The 14,960-nt window shown below is 38.1% G+C and carries 18 protein-coding genes; 2 read left to right on the top strand and 16 right to left on the bottom strand.

What is annotated here, in order from left to right:
- Positions 1–15 precede the first annotated feature (15 nt).
- From flgL to MLD65_RS02365, 16 genes are all read right to left on the bottom strand, one after another.
- Positions 16–891, bottom strand: a complete 876-nt coding sequence (flgL, locus tag MLD65_RS02440; RefSeq protein ID WP_243290287.1) for a flagellar hook-associated protein FlgL — start codon at positions 889–891, stop codon at positions 16–18.
- A 10-nt stretch (positions 892–901) separates the two neighbouring features.
- The gene (gene flgK / locus MLD65_RS02435; protein ID WP_243290286.1) at positions 902–2,443 is read right to left on the bottom strand and encodes a flagellar hook-associated protein FlgK; all 1,542 of its coding nucleotides are present in this window, start codon (positions 2,441–2,443) and stop codon (positions 902–904) included.
- A 14-nt stretch (positions 2,444–2,457) separates the two neighbouring features.
- Entirely contained in the window at positions 2,458–2,940 is a 483-nt protein-coding gene (locus tag MLD65_RS02430) for a flagellar protein FlgN (RefSeq protein ID WP_243290285.1), read from the bottom strand.
- Positions 2,941–2,954: 14 nt separating this feature from the next.
- Positions 2,955–3,218, bottom strand: coding sequence for a flagellar biosynthesis anti-sigma factor FlgM (gene flgM / locus MLD65_RS02425; RefSeq protein ID WP_243290284.1), 264 nt, complete (start codon positions 3,216–3,218; stop codon positions 2,955–2,957).
- 71 nt (positions 3,219–3,289) lie between these two features.
- Positions 3,290–3,706 (bottom strand): TIGR03826 family flagellar region protein, encoded by a 417-nt coding sequence (locus tag MLD65_RS02420; protein WP_243290283.1) that lies wholly within the window; start codon positions 3,704–3,706, stop codon positions 3,290–3,292.
- 60 nt (positions 3,707–3,766) lie between these two features.
- Positions 3,767–4,321, bottom strand: a complete 555-nt coding sequence (locus tag MLD65_RS02415) for a ComF family protein (RefSeq protein WP_243290282.1) — start codon at positions 4,319–4,321, stop codon at positions 3,767–3,769.
- A 130-nt stretch (positions 4,322–4,451) separates the two neighbouring features.
- Complete coding sequence (gene comFB, locus MLD65_RS02410) at positions 4,452–4,742, bottom strand: late competence protein ComFB (protein ID WP_243290281.1); 291 nt, start codon at positions 4,740–4,742, stop codon at positions 4,452–4,454.
- A 160-nt stretch (positions 4,743–4,902) separates the two neighbouring features.
- Entirely contained in the window at positions 4,903–5,742 is an 840-nt protein-coding gene (locus MLD65_RS02405) for a LysM peptidoglycan-binding domain-containing protein (RefSeq protein WP_243290280.1), read from the bottom strand.
- A gap of 12 nt (positions 5,743–5,754) precedes the next feature.
- Complete coding sequence (locus MLD65_RS02400) at positions 5,755–6,102, bottom strand: hypothetical protein (protein WP_243290279.1); 348 nt, start codon at positions 6,100–6,102, stop codon at positions 5,755–5,757.
- Between the two features lie 70 nt (positions 6,103–6,172).
- Complete coding sequence (locus tag MLD65_RS02395) at positions 6,173–6,334, bottom strand: hypothetical protein (RefSeq protein ID WP_243290278.1); 162 nt, start codon at positions 6,332–6,334, stop codon at positions 6,173–6,175.
- Between the two features lie 551 nt (positions 6,335–6,885).
- Positions 6,886–8,223 carry an ATP-dependent helicase ComFA gene (locus MLD65_RS02390; protein WP_243290277.1) on the bottom strand — a complete coding sequence of 446 codons (1,338 nt, stop codon included), beginning with the start codon at positions 8,221–8,223 and terminating at the stop codon, positions 6,886–6,888.
- Between the two features lie 50 nt (positions 8,224–8,273).
- Positions 8,274–9,116: a DegV family protein gene (locus tag MLD65_RS02385; protein ID WP_243290276.1), complete on the bottom strand. Its 843-nt coding sequence runs from the start codon at positions 9,114–9,116 to the stop codon at positions 8,274–8,276.
- Between the two features lie 328 nt (positions 9,117–9,444).
- Complete coding sequence (locus MLD65_RS02380; RefSeq protein WP_243290275.1) at positions 9,445–10,407, bottom strand: nuclease-related domain-containing protein; 963 nt, start codon at positions 10,405–10,407, stop codon at positions 9,445–9,447.
- Positions 10,408–10,506: 99 nt separating this feature from the next.
- Complete coding sequence (locus MLD65_RS02375) at positions 10,507–10,779, bottom strand: hypothetical protein (protein ID WP_243290274.1); 273 nt, start codon at positions 10,777–10,779, stop codon at positions 10,507–10,509.
- Positions 10,780–11,469 (bottom strand): response regulator, encoded by a 690-nt coding sequence (locus MLD65_RS02370; RefSeq protein ID WP_243290273.1) that lies wholly within the window; start codon positions 11,467–11,469, stop codon positions 10,780–10,782. It abuts the gene before it with no gap.
- A gap of 58 nt (positions 11,470–11,527) precedes the next feature.
- Positions 11,528–12,682, bottom strand: coding sequence for a sensor histidine kinase (locus MLD65_RS02365; RefSeq protein WP_243290272.1), 1,155 nt, complete (start codon positions 12,680–12,682; stop codon positions 11,528–11,530).
- 431 nt (positions 12,683–13,113) lie between these two features.
- Here MLD65_RS02365 and MLD65_RS02360 point away from each other — a divergent pair, with 431 nt between their 5' ends.
- Both MLD65_RS02360 and MLD65_RS02355 read left to right on the top strand, forming a co-directional pair.
- Positions 13,114–13,749: a YigZ family protein gene (locus tag MLD65_RS02360; protein ID WP_243290271.1), complete on the top strand. Its 636-nt coding sequence runs from the start codon at positions 13,114–13,116 to the stop codon at positions 13,747–13,749.
- A gap of 22 nt (positions 13,750–13,771) precedes the next feature.
- Entirely contained in the window at positions 13,772–14,722 is a 951-nt protein-coding gene (locus tag MLD65_RS02355) for an LCP family protein (RefSeq protein ID WP_243290270.1), read from the top strand.
- Positions 14,723–14,960 lie beyond the last annotated feature (238 nt).

Below are 14,960 nucleotides of genomic sequence, written 5' to 3'. Positions count from 1 at the left end.
CCACTTAAGGGATCCTTATCGCAGGAAGTCTACTAAAGTTGGTTGAATGATTCTTGATCCAGCTGCAAGTGCAGCACGATGAATACTTTCTTGTGTTTTCAAATCCATAATAACCTTTTCCATATCCGCATCTTCATTATCGGATAAAATGCGACTTGCGATCACTTCTTGGTTTTGCGTCCGATTGTCGACAAACTCAACACGGTTATAACGCGCCCCAAGCTCGGCCCATTCCGCATTGAGTTGCTCCACATGATCGTCTAATTGGCCTATTAAGTCATGTAAGCTATCCGAATCATTCGTTTCAAGGGCCGTTTCAATGCTTTGTAATGTATCAAATAACCCTTGATTAAATACTTTATTAGCATTAATGTTTGCTTGAAGCTTAACTCCTTTTGATACTTCGACCATAAACGGCTCTGTATTCATATGGACAACGGGTGGATTCCCATCCGTAACAGGCGCCTCGTCTGTTTTGGTTCCATTAAAAATGTAGCGACCTGCTACTTGTGTATTCGCAACATTGACAATATCACTTTTAATTTGCTTGATCTCAGAAGCGATCGCTTTTCGTTCACTTTCACTATTCGATCCATTTGCTGCTTGAACTAATAATTCACGCGCTCGCTGCAATGCCTTATTCGTATGTTCAATTCCCGCTTCTGAGTTTTCCATCCATTGGTAGATTTCAGAAATATTTCGTTTATATTGTTCAACTTCTGTCAAATTCGTCCGATAGTACATCCCTTTCATCGCGACAACCGGATCATCGGATGGACGGGTAATTTTTTTTCCGGTTGCGAGCTGATCTTGGTATTTTCCTAATTTTCCATAGCTTGAACTCAAGTTACGAAGAGAGTTTTGCGCAAGCATCGATTGTGTTACACGCATGTTACGTCACCTACCTTCCGACAAGTCCCATATTATTAATAATGCGATCTAAAATTTCATCTTGCATCGTAATCATGCGAGCGGCCGCATTGTATGCATGTTGGAATTGAACCATATTCGTCATTTCTTCATCGAGTGATACCGCACTCACGGATTGTCTCCGTTGATCAACAGCTATCGCTAACTCTTGGGCGTTGTATGCTAAGCGGTTCGCTTCTTGGGCATCCACCGCCATGCCGCCAATCATCCCTTCGTAATAATTTTGAACCGTTGTGTAGTCCCCGTTTATGGAAAACTTCATGTTTTTCACTTCGGCTAAATCGACAGCGTTGGAACCGTCCCCCATGTTACCCGATTTGGAAGCGGCGATATCATCTGGCGTTTGAATATCATCGGATAATTTCATCATAGCCGCTGCTCCAGACTTATCTGCCGCTGCTCCTGATACGTCAAAAAAGTTTTTCGGTGTATGGGCATTGTTTTGAATATCCGAAACACTCCAGCCTTGGCGATGAATTTCATTAAACTTTTGCGCGAAATCGTAGGCGAGTGCATCTAAGCTTTGTAGCATTTCTGGATACATCCCTTCTTTTACAACTGTTCCGCTAGTCGTTGTGTATGTATAGCCGTACGAATGAATATTCCCAAGTAGTTCACCGGAAGACTTGAAGTCTTGAATCGGAATATCCTTCGTTCCGAACGATATTTGCTGAACAAGACCATTCGTGCTATCGTATTTCACAGATAGCTCATGTACGTTTAAGCTTTTACCATCAATCATTGTGCCGAGTGACCGTCCGCTATCATCCATCAATTCAACCGTTACTTTTCCCTCAGCTATATCACTTGCATTTCCACCACTTTTTATAGGTGAAACTTTAATGTTCACGAAGGATGATAACTGATCGAGCAAGCGGTCGCGCTCGTCATATAAATCATTTGGTAAATAGCCGTGTGGTTCAATTTCACCAATTTGTGTATTGATATTATTGATTTGCGTTAATAGTGAGTTGATCTCTTTCACGTTCAAATCAATCTCACTTTTCAAATCGTTCTGAATAGCTGTCAACGAGTTAGACAAATAGTTAAACGTTTCCGCAACAGCGATTCCACGCTCGCGAACAACAGACCGGGCACCAGCGTTCGTCGGGTTTATCGCTAAGTCTTGAAGCGACTGCCAAAAACGATCCATCGTAATGGAAAGTCCTGATTCTGATGGCTCGTTCATAATCTCTTCCATTTTCTCTAATGCGTCTGCACGGGATTGCCAATACCCTGTTTTCGTTGACTCTCCTCGAAATTGAACATCTAAAAATCCATCGCGAACACGCTGAACTTCACGAGAAGATACGCCTGTTCCAAACTGTCCGGGCATTTCAGGGCGGTATTTAGATGGAGCAGGATACGGCGTGCTTTGTTCTAAATTAACACGCTGTCTCGTATAACCTGGTGTATTCGCATTGGCAATATTATGTCCGGTCGTAAAAAGTGCACTTTGTTGTGCTCTTAACGCACTTTTCGCAATTTCTAATCCTAAAAATGTCGAACCCATAAACATTCCCTCCGTTATGCTTTCGAATCAAACATGGAGCGCTGACTTCGATTTTCCTTCGTTTGATTTGGATGGCTATAAGTGACCGTTGTCTCTTGAGGCATCATCATATCGAGTGATAAATTAATATATTGTAACGCGTAGTGTGTGAGTTGTTGATTTAGTTCGTTGACAGCTTTTAACTTTGTCATCATCTCTAAAAACCGAACTTGCAAGTTTTCAAGCATTTCTTTTTCCGAACCCGATGCTCGTTCGATCAATGCTGTTAAGCTTTTATCTTCCGTACCTTTTAGTCGTTCATCCGTTAACTTCATTCGCTCCGCTTCCGTTTGCTGAATCTTCTTTAAGCATAGTTGTTCTTCCTTCAAAAGTTCCTTTAGCTCGGATACGTCCCGATTCTCTTTTAATACATCTGTTTTTTTTGTTGCGATTTCATATAACTCTTCATGTAATGAATATAACTTCTCCATTGTTTGAATAAACGTTGATGTAGCCAATTAGGCGTACCTCCTTATTGCTTACGGAAAAAACGAATCATACTTTTAGCGATTTCATTCGGGTCGATCGTGTACGTTCCGCTTTCTATTTGTTTTTTGATACTTTCAATTTTTTCGTGCCGTTCTTGCTCCGTCCCACTTGCCTTTTGCAACTGTTTCGCTTCTTTAGAAATTTCCACCTTATCTTCTTTTTGAGCCGTCTGCTTTGTCTGTTGTTGTTTCTCTACTTGTTTTTGATATAAATCCAATCCGTTCATGCGATAGTTTTGAATTTTCATGATAGCCCTCCTTACTTACACATCTTCATTGCTACTATCATTATCGGCTTTTCTTTTCCACATTTAAGCGTTTATTTATTTTTAGTCTTATTGGCATAGTAGGTGGACCATTTGTCCTTATTTGTTTTCTCATGCTCATCGTACTTTTGGAGCTTTTCGATTTCTGTTCGTAGCTCTTTTGTGCACGTTACACACAATTTTCCTTCTTGAATCACTTTCCCGCATTTTTCACAAGGATAGCCAAGGTTTGGGAAATTGGCTAGCTGAAGCCTTCTTTGTCGAATAAATTTTAGGAGTAAATCTTCAGATACCCCTGTACTCTCCACAACTTCAAGTAACGTCGCTCTACGATTTTCACGTCTTTTTAAAAAGTTGTAAACCGTTTCATAGTCGTTTTCTTCCTTTTTATAACAAGCCTCACAAACGTCACGGAATTTCGTTTTTAAAAATAGGGCATTACACTTCAAACAATTCGCTAACTCTCCCATCTCCCATTGCTCCTTTATGACGATATTACTACTCATTATATCGGTTTTTATTAGGAAATGTTAACTACGAATGAGCGTTAATGATTGAACCGTTGAAGCTCCTGCTTGATGAAGTAGTTTTGCAGCATGGCGTATCGTTGTCCCTGTCGTATAAATGTCATCAATAATGATGATATGTTGATCTTTCACTAATTCTGGTTTCGTCAATGTAAACATATTTTTTGAATGAATTCGTTCATTTCGGGATTTTTTTGACTGTTTTTTTAAATCGATCTTTTCGAGTGGTTCGATAATCGGAAGGTGTAATTGTTGTGAAAGTAGCAGAGCTTGGTTAAAACCGCGCTCGTAAAGCCGCTGTTGACTTAGTGGAATCGGAAGTGTCACATATGTGGATTCTGGAAAGTACCGTTTTCTCGCTTCATTTAATGGATCATGAAACATGTTCGCTAAAATGGCATCGCCTCTAAACTTAAAGCGACTCAAAACCTCTTTCATAAATTCATTGTATTGATAGATCGAGCGATTTTGTAGAAAAGTCCCTTTAAAACTCGGGCGCGTTTCCCAATGATGACAATCATGACATACTTGTCCTCCTTCTTCTCTTTTTCCACACATCGGACATAGAGGACCCTTAATATAGGAAAACTGCTCGTCACAACCGTCACAAAGAGGCTTCGGTTTTTTCAATAAGAAAACGGTACGCCAACTTGTAGCTGGTTGAATTTCTTTTAAACAATAAAGACAGTTAATTTTTTATCTCCCTTTCTTGTTTATTTTGACAAAATGGATGTTCTGAAACAATTTTGGCACACTCTGCTAGCTTGACAATTAACGACGTTAATTCTTGATTATTCACATACTGTGCTTTTATATAGGCTACTTTACTCGGTTCTGTGACGTAATGAGGTTGCACTTTATTTAATACAAGGGCTAATACATCTTCTTTACAAATGTCACACGTGCATTTCATATGAAGTTGCTCCAAATATTCATCAAGCAACTCTTCCATAATTTCTTCCATTGCATTCATGACCATATAAGCACCCCCTACTATTCTCTATTTTTTATTATTATAGTGGAAAAAATTGCATAGCGACAAGAGAAGATCTTGATATTTTTATGTAAATCTTTCGAATGAATACGATAGTTGCGGAAAATTGTAGCAATAGAAAGAATAGGAGTCAAATAGACTCCTATTATGACGATTTGAAGCTAATGAGGGACGGACGCTTGTCCTTCGTATGTTGTGTATAGATGAGCTCACCGGTTTTACCTTGTAACGAGCGGTATTTACTTGAAGCACCGTAAGAAACTTCGACAACGAGAGGCTTTCCATTAACCATAAACTCTATCGACTTATTATCAACAGCTCCGACCAACGTAGCTTGTTGACTTTTGGTAGCATGTGCCGGGATTTTTAGCTTTTGGTTTATATATACAATATCGTAACGTAAATGATTCAATTTCTTTAACTCGTCTACAGTCGTATTAAAGCGCTTTGCTAAAGAAAATAGGGTATCACCCGGTTCGACCGTATAATCAACTGTAAGCTCGACATTACGAGTCTTTACTTCTTTAGGAATGATAAGCGTTTGGCCAACAATTAATGTTGATTTTTTTAGCTTGTTTGCTTTTTGAATGGAATCCATGGAAACACCGTACTTTTTAGAGAGCCCCCATAACGTGTCACCCTTTTGAATAACATGTATGTTTTTCTCTCCGACATACGGCATTTTTCCATTTTCATCTAAAAACGGAACGTATAATATTTGTCCGACTTTGATGACATGACCTTTTAAGTCATTTTTTTGTTGTAATTGCTCTACCGTTACACCGTATGTTTTAGCAAGTGAATACAACGTGTCACCTTTTTTCACAACGTATTCACTCACACAATCGCACGCTTTCGCATTACCTTCTGCGGATAAGGCAAGCGCTGTGATCGACAAAGCAAGCGCAGAACGAACCACCCGCTTATTTTTCTTTCGCTTTTGTTCTTCCAATCTTTGTTTTCTTGTTTTGTCAATCATCCCCATCTCTATACCCCCTTATTCGTTAAAATCAAACAATTCGTCCAAACCAAAATAATGAATACCAACGGCTGTTATAAAAAATAACACGGTCAAGATGGTCATGCCGCTTATACTTTGAAAAAGATGCCCAATCCAAAAACCGACCATTCCCCATCCAACCGCGAAAACAACTGTTTTCAATACTTTGAACGGATAAACCGTTGCAAAAATCGCACCTGCCAAAAATAAAACAAGAAATGAATGAAAAATAAGTGCAACATCCATTGATAAAATGATCACTTCAACAACAGGTATGATTCGCTTCACCTTGAAAAAAGGCTTTTCAACATTGAGCAATCGTTGCTGTACTTGTTCTTGTTGCAATGAATTCACCTCTTCCATCTTTATTTCAAAATATTCCTCCGCCTTACCCTATATTCAAGGCTTTATCCATTTAGTGCTCTGTATATTGTTTTAAATCTTCTTGCTGTTTAATCACGACATACAATCCTTTCTTCAACAATCGCATTTGTCGTGAAAGAATGACATTGTATGTTAAAAGTATTGTCATGAACAATGATATGATTGAAAAGGACATAATCTGTATCCAATCCATTTTTATTTCCACTCCTTTACATTCGTGTCATTATGTAAAACAGTGATCCTTCATCCAAAATTTTCTTAACACTTGAAGATTTTACATGGAATGACGTTATTCGACAAACTTCTTTGTTTCTGTCTATATTTGCGAAAAACATCGAAAAATTAAGTCTATAGACTTATCTTACATATTAAAACTAGTCGTTTGTTCATACGTTCAAATCGTTAATCCGTAGGAATTTACTATGAAGAATAGCGATTCATAATTGGGAATATTTTTGAAAACAAGGAGTAATTGATCAATTTTTTTCTCATGATCGTGAATGAAAAGGTGATGAACATTCCACCTAATAAAAAAGAACTATATACTTGATAGCACTATGGAGATGTTTATAGGTTATTAGTCGATATAAAAACTTTTTATCAATCAAAAACTAGGAAAAAATCCGGCTTTTTGTACTATTTTTTCACAATTTAATGACTAACCTAAACGTTTGATGCGACTATCCGGTAAGGAAGAGACTCTTGCACCAACTTCTTTAAGACTCATTGATGATGACCGATTCTCTACGTTCGCAGCAGCCCTTCTTTCTTCGCTAAATGATTCATCTGCTGAATATGATGTTTCGCTTCAACCATGGCATTTGTTTTCCCGTAATGAAAAAATGTAATCGTACCGGTTGGGATGTCTTTGCTACGACCTACACGCCCGGAAATTTGCACGAGCGCACTTTCTGTAAAAATATTGTCATCAGCACCGAGTACGGCGACGTTCGCTCCTTTAACGGTAACTCCCCGTTCAAGAATCGTCGTTGTGACGATAATTGGAATTTCCCCTTTTCGGAACCGCTCCACCTTTTCTTTTCGATTAGGATCTTCAGCGTAAACCCCTTCAATTTGTTGATTGATCTTTTTTAACATAACGATGAGAACTTTCAACGTTTCAATATGCGGAACAAATAAAAAAGCTTGTTTATCATTTTGCAAATGGTACTGAACCCATTCAGTTACAACCGCCGGGAGTTGTTTCTTTTTTATCTGTTTCATCCAATTTCCACACCACCGAAACGTTGGTACAGGTAAAGGATAACCGTGATAACGAGCAGGAATTTTAACGATTTGTGAGGATGTAAATGTTTTTTTAATTGTTTGAGAGGGAGTAGCGGTTAAATAGATGAGAGAACTTATTTGTTTTCGTGCTTTTTGAACAGCAAATTGGAGTGTTTCATCAACGGAATATGGAAAGGCGTCAACTTCATCAATGATCATGACATCAAAAGACTCCTTATATCGCAGTAGCTGGTGAGTTGTTGAAATAGTAAGAGGCGATCGTTTTCCGCGATCTTCGCTACCACCGTATAAAACCGATAGCTCGACTTTTGGAAAAACGTGTTTGAGTCGAGGAGCAAGTTCGCGCACAACGTCTGAACGGGGAGTCGCAATGCAAACATATTTTCCAGTTTGAAGTGCTTTTTCGATGCCATGAAATAAAATCTCTGTTTTCCCTGCACCACAAACTGCCCAAATTAATAACTGTCCGTTTTGGTCAACCGTTCGAATCAGTTGCTTCGATGCTTTTTCTTGTCCTTTTGACAATGTACCGTCCCAATTGAGTTTGATTGTTAACGGTTCCTCATTTTTTCGTATTGGTAAGCTGACTAGCTTTGTACATTCACTCACTCGCCCCATCATGATACAGTGCCGACAATATGTACACTCATTTCCGCATCGTGCGCAATGAAAAGAAGCAAAGAAACGAGGGTTATGATTGCCACAGCGAGCGCAATGATACTGGCCTTTCTTTTTCACAACGCCCTTTTCTATTTCAATTTCTTCATTAACCTGATCCTGGAAAAAACACTTTACATCGTCCCAAAATAAATGACGGCCCATTAGATCGTTCATGATTTACTCCTTCCTTCTTTTGTTAGAAATCGCAGCATGGCGCTGCGATTTTATTTTTTTAACCAACCTAATCCAAGCGCACCTTCACCGAGGTGTGTTCCAATGACTGCTCCAAAATAACTCATGTAAAATTCAACATTCGGATACTTTTCCGATAATTGTTCGATTAATTTCTTTGCATCTTCCGGACGATTGGCATGAATGACCGTTGCCCGAAGCGGAATTCCCTTACTCGCCTCTTCATCAAATAATTCGATTAAGCGATTAATCGCTTTTTTACGTGTACGAATTTTTTCTAATGGTATTATTACTTTATTTTCAAATTGTAAGATCGGCTTAATTTGCAACAAGCTTCCGATAAACGCTTGCGCCCCACTTAATCGCCCACCACGTTTTAAATGAGACAAATCATCGACCATAAAATAGGCACGTAATGAGTTTTTCAATTGTTCTAACCGCTCGATTACTTGTTCAGGTGACTTCCCATCTCGAACCATTTCTGCCGCTTCAATCGCATAAAACCCTTGTGGCATGCAACTTATCTCCGAGTCAAACGGGTACACCTTAATCCCTTCTACCATTTGACCGGCAGATGCTGCACCATTAAACGTACCACTAATACTACTTGAAAGATGAATCGAGATAACGGCATCATAGTCTTTTGAAAGCTTTTCAAACAGCTCCACAAACTCGCCGATAGGAGGCTGTGATGTCGTTGGTAGTTCTTCCCGAACCTTAATTTCTTGCCAATATTGATCAGCCGTCATATCCACCTCTTCACGAAACGATTCATTCCCGAAGTTAACACTTAGTGGAATCATATATATTTCATGCTTTTCACGTACTTCCTTTGGAATATACGCTGTACTATCCGTAACAATCGCAGTTTTCATTGTATAATACCTTCCTTATACAAATAGTTTTTTGACTCTTCCTATTGTAAAGGAAACGGTGGGGAATTTCATTAGTATTCAATGGTGATTTCTAAAACTGGAGAGGAGGATGAGTTTTAGTCGGTTACGGTTTTTTCATATATGGGTATATTTAGGTGCTCGATGGATCTTTTCAAATCTTTTTCCCAATCCGGATTTTGAATTGGGGCTAATTTTCATGTATTGGGGTTTTCTTTCATGTATTGGGGTTTATTTTCGTGAATTGGGTTTTACTTTCATATATTGGGCCGTTTTTAAACAGTTTTGGGGCTTCGTATAAATCCTGCATTCAATACCAATCGGGCATGTAATATTTTTTACCACGTGTCACTCCGTTTGATGGAAAATTCATTGATGTCAATATACCATTTGCTACATATCTAGAGTCTAATTTTAAAAAATCTCTGCATTCACTATTGGTTATCGTTGGCTTTATTAAAAGAAAGTAGTCTTTTATCGCTTGTTGATGAGCTGTCCGTGAGAAGCTATTGCACTTCGGACAAAACCATTTTTTTAACTTCCTTTGCATTGGGGTAAAATTACAACTAACACATTGGACACCACGAATGATTTCAGACATATCAATTTGATATTGGCTCAAAACACTAAGCCATTCCCTCTTTTGCTCAGACAATAAAACCGAAACTAAATGCTTTGCCATTTCTTGAGTATAAGTCTCCCGTGTATATTTTTGGTTCAACTTCTCCAAATAGTTGTATAGATAATCTACTCTTATGATTTTCTTACTTAGCTCATCTTCTTCCGCCTTCAAAATTGTCTGGGGATTACTCATGACCACAATGTATTCAAGGGGAGGATAAAGTATATTTTTCTCCTCTAACCATTCTTTAAACTGGACAAATTGCCGCTGCGCTTGCAATACGGGGTTGAAAAATGCTTCTTCATAATTTTCATAACTTCTTATCATCTGTTTGAATGTTTGATCAAATGTAAGTGTACCCGAGAAGTACTTTGTTTCAATAAGAAGAACAAATTTGAGGGAAATGACAAGGGAGTCAATTTGAAAAGGGGATCGAATACCTTGGAGTACAATATCATTTAAAATATATATACCGTCATGGTCATAAAAGGATAAATAGTAATCTAGATTCTTTTCACCTTTATACCCTGCCTTTCGTTTAATTAAATCATTTTCGATCGCTTCTCGCTGACGATGATTGACTGGTATTCTCCTTAAAAGAGATTCAAGTGCCTGTAACTTTAATGGAATTTTCCGTTCTTTTAAAATCAAGTCTCTTTCACCTCTGAATGAAGATTTGCACGTTGAATAGTTCGATATGAGAATATGAATTCCTTTTATTATATGTATTTTTCAAAAAATTTAATGGTTCTATTTTCTGGTTCTCTCTCCGGTTCCAAGTATGTGAGTTGCGGGTTTTTTCATGATTTGTGGATTTCTTTCACAGCTTGCGTGGATCTCGGCTTTACTTACGGATTCGCTTTCCTCCCGGTTCCTAGCTTGAGAGTTGAGACTTTTTTTCTTGACTTGCGGATTTCTTTCATAGCTTGCGGGGGAGCTGGGACTTTCTTGCGGAAATCCTCTCTTTATCACGTTAAGAATAAAAAACTCAAGCTTTCCCAGCTTGAGTTTTCCTCCATGCATTTATCGAACTTCTACCCATCCGTTTTTGATGGCGACGACGACTGCTTGAGTCCGGTCGTTGACGTTCATTTTTTGTAGGATGTTGCTCACATGATTTTTCACTGTTTTTTCGCTAATAAATAGGGATTCACCGATGCTGCGGTTGCTTTTTCCGTCCGCTAGCATTTGTAATACTTCACATTCACGGCGAGTTAAAATATGTAAAGGTCGACGAATTTCTGTTGGTAGTTGATTTATGTTCCTTGGTTGCCCTTGTAATGCTAGGCGGCGAAATTCTTTCACTAAGTTGTGCGTAATTTTCGGATGTAAATAAGAACCGCCATCTGCGACAACTTTCACTGCTTCAATGAGTGTGTCGGCATCCATTTCCTTTAATAAATATCCTTGGGCCCCCGTTTTCAATGCATGTGTGACATAGTTTTCGTCATCATGGATCGATAAAATAATGACTTTCGTCTCGTTATTTGCATCGACTAAATGCTTTGTTGCTTCAACGCCATTTACGTTTGGCATATTGATGTCCATGATGACAACATCCGGATTATATTCTTCCACAATCATTAACGCTTCACTGCCGTCATCCGCCTCTGCAACCACTTCAAATGTGGGTTCGAAGTCTAAAATTCGTTTAACACCTTCACGAAAGAGCTGGTGATCATCTATGAGAACAATTTTAATAGTTTCCGTCATGGTTACGCCTCCCCCTATCATTGTGACTATTGGTATAGAAACGCGTCAATCAGACTTTTTACGCATTTCTCGGGACTTGTATCACAATAATCGTACCTTGGCCCGGCATTGAATTTATGACTATTTTCCCATCCAATAGCTCGACTCGTTCTTTCATCCCCATTAATCCGAACGAATTTTTCTTTTCTGAACGAACTTGGTTTACGATAAATCCTTTGCCATTGTCTTTAATGACTAAATTAATTTTGTCTATTAACACTTCCACCTTCACATCGATTTGCGTTGCCTCTGAATGTTTTAATGCATTCGTTACGGCCTCCTGTACTAATCGAAACAATGCAACTTCAAATCTTGCTGGTAAGCGATTCGTTTCTGCACCATTGTTTGTAAAAACAATTTTCGCCCTGCCATCATATTCTTCGACCGTTGCTAAGTATTTTCTGAGGGTAGGGATGAGACCTAAGTCATCTAACGCCATTGGACGTAAATCATAAATAATACGACGAACTTCATAAAGTGCTTCTCGAACCATCTCACGGAGACTTTTGATTTCTTTAAACCCATCTTCTGAACCACGTTCACGAAAAATACGGTCAATTAAATCCGAGCGCATTAAGACGTTCGCAAGCATTTGGGCAGGACCATCATGAATTTCCCTTGAGAGTCTTTTCCGCTCCTCTTCCTGCGCCTCAATAATACGAAGACCAAACTCTTGTTTTTCCTTCGCGTCTTCTAAAACATCGCCCATTTGTTTTAAGTCTTGATTTAAGTAGTTCAAAACAACAGATATTTGTCCAACTAGATGCTCAGAGCGTTCGATCATATCCTTTAAGCTATAAAGGCGCCGTTCCAATTCATCTCGGCGGTCGCGAAGCTGCTTCTCTTTCTCTTTCAACATCGCAAGCTCTACTTGTAACGAATGCGCTTTTTCATAAGCCATTCGAACATCTTCCTCTGTAAAGTGTTGAAAGTTTTTGTTCACCTCTACTAAACGTTGTCGTGCAAACTTGGACTGTACGGATAGCTTATCATTTTTATCGATAACAAGATTCACATGTTCCTTTACGATTTTTAATTCACGAATAAGGCTTTCATGTTCTTGTCTTGACGTTTCACCAATTTTAAAAATCTCATCTTTACTATTTTGAACAGCTTTTAACATGTTCTCTAAAATATGATCTAAAACTTTTGAATCAAAAGTTTTGGTATCCATCGAATAAAACCTCCAATTTTATAAACTTGTAACCAAAACTTCATACTATTCCTAATTGAAGTAAAAAAATTGTCGTTTTATAATAGAAGAATGCAGTTGCTCAGGTTATTCTTCCATATGTCAACAAAAAAGAAAAGAGTACAATGTCATAAAATAGGATTATTCATAAGAAAAGCGCAAGGCACCCAAATTGCGACCAACTGCTGCCACGTCCTGTGAGTAATGTCGCAATGTCTCCTTCATGGCTCCGTGACAAGCACAAGACAAGCCGGCTAAAGGCGCTTTTATCTTTTAAAGGGACCCGCTTGTGACAGTCTGAGCCGATCGCGCCTAGAGCTAACACAAAAACAATGTGCAAAATTTATAATTTCTGGTTATTATTAAAACGTTGGAAAAGCCCTTGCCAATTCCGCTAAAGGAGGTGGACAAGAATGCTTTCAAAATATTATACCGTAAAACAATATGGAGAGCATGAAATTGTCATTCAAAAATCTCGATTTATTTGTTATATAAATCGAGCCAAAACGGAAGAAGAAGCACAACAATTTATTCATGAAATAAAAAAGAAACATTGGGATGCAACACATAATTGCTCCGCCTACTTAATCGGAGAACAAGACAACATCCAAAAAGCAAATGACGACGGAGAACCAAGCGGAACAGCTGGCGTTCCAATGTTAGAAGTATTAAAAAAACGTCAATTAAAAGATACGGTCGCCGTTGTCACACGTTATTTCGGAGGCATCAAGCTCGGTGCAGGTGGGCTTATCCGGGCATATGGGAAGGCTGTTTCAGAAGGGATCAATCATACAGGCGTAGTAGAACGAAAATTAATGCGCATCATAAAAACTACTATTGACTACACTTGGCTAGGAAGAGTAGAAAATGAACTTCGCAACAACTCCGAATACAAACTAAAAGAAATCCACTACCTTAACGACGTCATCATTGAAACATATGTGGAAGAAGAACAAAAAGAGGTCTTTAAAGAATGGATGATTGAACTAACAAACGGTAAGAGTGAGATTATTGAAGGTGATGTTGAGTATTTGGAGGAAGAGATTTAAAAATGTATAAGGGAGCTTTAGAATGAATCGATCGAATATGAAAAAAAAGAAAAAACGCAAAAGGGTAAAATCTATAGGGTGTATCTTTTTATTACTCCTTCTAGTTGTAGGAGGATATGGTGCTTATTTAACTTATAAAGTGGCTAATGCTTCATTTAAGTCTCAAGAAGACTTAGAACGCGGGATCAAATCAGATCTTAGAACAACAGCCATAGACCCGAAAAAAGATCATTTCTCAGTCTTATTTATTGGAGTAGACGCTCGACCAGGAGAAAAAAACAGTAGATCTGACGCTTTGATTTTAGCTACATTTAATAAAGATGATAGTTCCATTAAGATGGTGAGCATACCACGTGATTCCCGTGTAAATATTCCAGATCGCGGTTTTGATAAAATAAACCATGCTCATTTTTTTGGAGGAAAAGACTTAACGGTTGAAACTATCGAAAACCTTTTTGAAATTCCTGTAGATTACTACGTAGAGTTAAATTTCGATGCTTTTATCGAAATTGTTGATGCAATCGATGGAGTTGAAGTTAATAGTAAAATTGCTTTTACTGAACAAGATAGTCGTGGTGTACAAAATGCAATAAAAATTGATGAAGGTATTCAAACATTAAATGGGGAAGAAGCTCTAGCTTATGTACGAATGCGGAAAAAAGATCCATTAGGAGACATCGGCCGTGGACAACGTCAACAGGAAGTAATAAAGGCAATAATTGAAAAAAGTAGTTCTTTGTCAGCAATTACAAAGTACGATGAAATAATTGATTCTATCGGAAACAACTTAACAACAAACTTTAGTATTGGAAATATTTTAGCCCTACAAAAATATGCAGGTTCCATAAGCAATATTGAATCATTATTTTTAACCGGAAATAACAATACCATTAATAATACTTATTATTATGAGCTTGATGAAGATTCTATAGAAGAAATTTCTGAAGAGTTAAGTAATCATCTTGAAATTTAATTTAAAAAGGTACTAGGGATTAAATTCCAGTACCTTTTTTTGCTTTTTTCTAAAGATTTATCCCATATTCGGCACCTCAGAATTATGAATGTCCAATTTTCTAAGGTGCCATTTTTAAAATCCATCTATTCACCTCTCTCTCGACGTTTTTCTAGATTTTCCTTTCTTGTTCGACAATCATAATCGAGTTCACCCCAATTTTAGCTTACTTTGGTTGATTTTCTGCTTTCTTCGACAC

It is taken from the genome of Bacillus sp. FJAT-47783 (genome assembly GCF_022808615.1).
GTDB lineage: Bacteria > Bacillota > Bacilli > Bacillales > Aeribacillaceae > Bacillus_BZ.
Note: the sequence above shows the minus strand (reverse complement) of the source record. Positions and strands in the feature narration are given on the sequence as shown.

Excerpts from the sequence above, each read along its gene's own strand:
- MLD65_RS02395 (WP_243290278.1), bottom strand. The coding sequence starts at position 6,334 with ATGGATTGGATACAGATTATGTCCTTTTCAATCATATCATTGTTCATG.
- flgL (WP_243290287.1), bottom strand. The coding sequence starts at position 891 with ATGCGTGTAACACAATCGATGCTTGCGCAAAACTCTCTTCGTAACTTG.
- MLD65_RS02365 (WP_243290272.1), bottom strand. The coding sequence starts at position 12,682 with ATGGATACCAAAACTTTTGATTCAAAAGTTTTAGATCATATTTTAGAG.
- MLD65_RS02390 (WP_243290277.1), bottom strand. The coding sequence starts at position 8,223 with ATGAACGATCTAATGGGCCGTCATTTATTTTGGGACGATGTAAAGTGT.
- MLD65_RS02360 (WP_243290271.1), top strand. The coding sequence starts at position 13,114 with ATGCTTTCAAAATATTATACCGTAAAACAATATGGAGAGCATGAAATT.
- MLD65_RS02355 (WP_243290270.1), top strand. The coding sequence starts at position 13,772 with ATGAATCGATCGAATATGAAAAAAAAGAAAAAACGCAAAAGGGTAAAA.
- MLD65_RS02370 (WP_243290273.1), bottom strand. The coding sequence starts at position 11,469 with ATGACGGAAACTATTAAAATTGTTCTCATAGATGATCACCAGCTCTTT.
- flgM (WP_243290284.1), bottom strand. The coding sequence starts at position 3,218 with ATGAAAATTCAAAACTATCGCATGAACGGATTGGATTTATATCAAAAA.
- flgK (WP_243290286.1), bottom strand. The coding sequence starts at position 2,443 with ATGGGTTCGACATTTTTAGGATTAGAAATTGCGAAAAGTGCGTTAAGA.
- MLD65_RS02415 (WP_243290282.1), bottom strand. The coding sequence starts at position 4,321 with ATGTGTGGAAAAAGAGAAGAAGGAGGACAAGTATGTCATGATTGTCAT.
- MLD65_RS02375 (WP_243290274.1), bottom strand. The coding sequence starts at position 10,779 with ATGCATGGAGGAAAACTCAAGCTGGGAAAGCTTGAGTTTTTTATTCTT.
- MLD65_RS02420 (WP_243290283.1), bottom strand. The coding sequence starts at position 3,706 with ATGGGAGAGTTAGCGAATTGTTTGAAGTGTAATGCCCTATTTTTAAAA.
- comFB (WP_243290281.1), bottom strand. The coding sequence starts at position 4,742 with ATGGTCATGAATGCAATGGAAGAAATTATGGAAGAGTTGCTTGATGAA.
- MLD65_RS02405 (WP_243290280.1), bottom strand. The coding sequence starts at position 5,742 with ATGGGGATGATTGACAAAACAAGAAAACAAAGATTGGAAGAACAAAAG.
- MLD65_RS02385 (WP_243290276.1), bottom strand. The coding sequence starts at position 9,116 with ATGAAAACTGCGATTGTTACGGATAGTACAGCGTATATTCCAAAGGAA.